Source organism: Nocardiopsis sp. RV163 (assembly GCF_001029525.1).
Lineage (GTDB): Bacteria > Actinomycetota > Actinomycetes > Streptosporangiales > Streptosporangiaceae > Nocardiopsis > Nocardiopsis dassonvillei.
Genome location: NZ_LEKI01000302.1, coordinates 1 through 2,463, shown reverse-complemented (window position 1 = coordinate 2,463; position 2,463 = coordinate 1). Strand labels below are relative to the sequence as shown.

At 72.4% G+C, this 2,463-nt stretch carries 3 protein-coding genes and 1 pseudogene; all 4 read left to right on the top strand.

What is annotated here, in order from left to right; all coding sequences use genetic code 11:
- Positions 1-66: 66 nt before the first annotated feature.
- Positions 67-231: pseudogene (locus tag ABD54_RS28220) on the top strand (MFS transporter); the annotation flags it as partial.
- Positions 232-393: 162 nt separating this feature from the next.
- Positions 394-1,344 (top strand): ring-cleaving dioxygenase, encoded by a 951-nt coding sequence (locus tag ABD54_RS26265; RefSeq protein WP_047872238.1) that lies wholly within the window; start codon positions 394-396, stop codon positions 1,342-1,344.
- Positions 1,341-1,973: an alpha/beta hydrolase gene (locus ABD54_RS26260; protein ID WP_047872237.1), complete on the top strand. Its 633-nt coding sequence runs from the start codon at positions 1,341-1,343 to the stop codon at positions 1,971-1,973. Before ABD54_RS26265 ends, ABD54_RS26260 begins: the two co-directional genes overlap by 4 nt.
- 179 nt (positions 1,974-2,152) lie before the next feature.
- Positions 2,153-2,329: a hypothetical protein gene (locus ABD54_RS26255; RefSeq protein ID WP_235432210.1), complete on the top strand. Its 177-nt coding sequence runs from the start codon at positions 2,153-2,155 to the stop codon at positions 2,327-2,329.
- Positions 2,330-2,463: the final 134 nt, after the last annotated feature.

Below are 2,463 nucleotides of genomic sequence, written 5' to 3'. Positions count from 1 at the left end.
CCCCAGCCCACACCGTCGTAGACCAGACCACCCACCCAGCCGAACAGACTCGACCCCAGGTAGTAGGCCATGGCGGTGTACACCCTGGCCTACTACCTGGGGTCGAGTCTGTTCGGCTGGGTGGGTGGTCTGGTCTACGACGGTGTGGGCTGGGGCGGGTCGGTGGTGTTCGCGTTGGGGTTGTGCGCGGCGGCCGCTGCGGCGGGTGTGCGTCTGCGCCGTCTGCGGTAGGGGTTGTCACCGTCCCGGGGGGTGTCCCGGCGCCGCGCGGGTGGTGTGCTTGTTAGCGGGGTCGCTTCGGGGGGAGTGTGGGAAGGGAGCGCAACACCGTGGTAGTTTAAATTTAAACTATATTGGCAGGCTCCCCGGCGAACTCGACGAAGGGTGAGGGACATGGACGTGCGCCCCGCGGGAATCCACCACGTGACCGCGATCGCCAGCGATCCGCAGGCCAACGCCGACTTCTACCTGCGCGCCCTGGGCATGCGCATGGTCAAGCGCACGGTCAACTTCGACTCGCCCCAGACCTATCACCTCTACTACGGCGACCGCGCGGGCAACCCCGGCACCATCATGACCTTCTTCCCCTGGCCCGGCGCGCCCCGCGGGCGCGTGGGCGCGGGCCAGGCCACCACCACGACCTTCTCCGTGCCCGAGGGCTCCCTGGGGTGGTGGGCCCGGCACCTGGCGGCCCTGGACGTGGAGGCCACCCGTCCCGCCGAGCGCGGCGAGGAGGACGTGCTGAGCCTGCGCGACCCCGACGGCCTGGTCATCGAACTGGCCGCCAGCGCGGACCACCACGACACCGATCCCTGGGACGGGGGAGCGGTACCGCCCGAACACGCCATCCGCGGCATCCGCGCGGTGACCCTGACCGAGCAGGACGTGGAGGGCACCGTCCAGATGCTGGGCGACCGGCTCGGCTTCCACCTGGCGGGTGAGAGCGGGGCGCGCACGCGCTTTCACACCACCGCCTCGGGCCGGGGCGTGGGCACCATCGTCGACGTGGTGGCCGACCCCCGCGCGCCGCGCGGGCTGGTCGCCGCCGGAACGGTCCACCACGTGGCCTACCGCGCCCCCGACGGCCCCGTCCAGGAGGCCTGGCGTCAGCGTCTGGAGGCCGACGGTGTGGGCGTGACCGAGGTCCGCGACCGCCGCTACTTCACCTCCATCTACTTCCGCGAGCCCGGCGGGGTGCTGTTGGAGATCGCCACCGACGGGCCCGGGTTCGACTACGACGAGCCGCTGCTGGAACTGGGCCGCTCGCTCAGGCTCCCGCCGTGGCTGGAGCCCGACCGCGAGCGGATCGCCGCGCACCTGCCCGCCCTGGAGGCCGGCCGGTGAGCGGCGTCGACGACCTCGTCCACGTCTTCACCCCGGCCACCGCCGCGGACGCGCCCACCCTGCTGCTGCTCCACGGCACCGGCGCCGACGAGCACGACCTCCTGCCGCTGGGGCGGGCCCTGGCTCCGGGCGCGGCCCTGCTCTCACCGCGCGGCACGGTGGACGAGAACGGGATGAACCGGTGGTTCCGCCGTCTGCGCGAGGGCGTCTTCGACGTCGAGGACCTCATCGAGCGCACGGCCGCGCTGGCCGCCTTCGTCACCGAGGCCGTGCGCGCCTACGACCTGGACCCGGAGAGGGTCGTGGTCAGCGGGTTCTCCAACGGGGCCAACACCGGGGCCGCCCTGCTCCTGCTCCATCCGCACCTGCTGCGGGGCGCCGCCCTGTTCGCGGCCGGGGCGCCGCTGCAGGGGCGACGGCCCGATCCGGTGGACCTGTCGGGGGTGCGTGTGTTCCTGGGCTTCGGCGCGGCCGACCCGATCACCACCGCGGACCAGGCGCGCCTGCTGGCCGACCAGTTGGGCGAACGCGGGGCCCGGGTGCAGGCCGAGGAGCACCCCGGAGGGCACCAGGTGGCGCCCCGGGTGCTGGAGCGGGCCCGCGACTGGTTCGCCCGATCCCGGTTCTGAACTGGGTTTTTCCTCAGGCCGCGGCGACGCCCCCTGCCCCCGGGCGTCGCCGCTTGGCTCGCCGTGGGCCGTGGGCTCGCTGTTCGTCGTGGAAAAGCCAGCGGGACACTCACCGATATGGATACCATCGGCAGCGAAATGCACACCCAAAGTGACATGGAGTGGTTTTCATGTGCTTGATGCAACGTTTCCTGGCTGGTGCCGCCGCCGGTGTCGTCCTGGCCACCGTCCTGCTGGTCGGCGCAGCCCCGGCCTCGGCGGACTCCGTGGCCACCGGGTTCTCCCGTTCCCTGCACTTCCTCAGTGACGAGGGCTTCCTCGACGACATCATCGACAACATCACCATCACCGTCTGAGCGCTGGCCCCGCGGGCCCGACCGCCGCCTTCGTCGCACGCCCACGGCGTCGTCCCCCCTCGGGCGCACGTGCGAGGAGCGGGGCCCAGCGGGCACGGCCGCGCACGGCGGGTTCACCCCCTTCCCCCGTGGAC

What these genes read in the sequence shown, in the direction of transcription:
- ABD54_RS26265 (WP_047872238.1), top strand. Translation starts at nt 394, where the DNA reads ATGGACGTGCGCCCCGCGGGAATCCACCACGTGACCGCGATCGCCAGC.
- ABD54_RS26255 (WP_235432210.1), top strand. Translation starts at nt 2,153, where the DNA reads ATGCAACGTTTCCTGGCTGGTGCCGCCGCCGGTGTCGTCCTGGCCACC.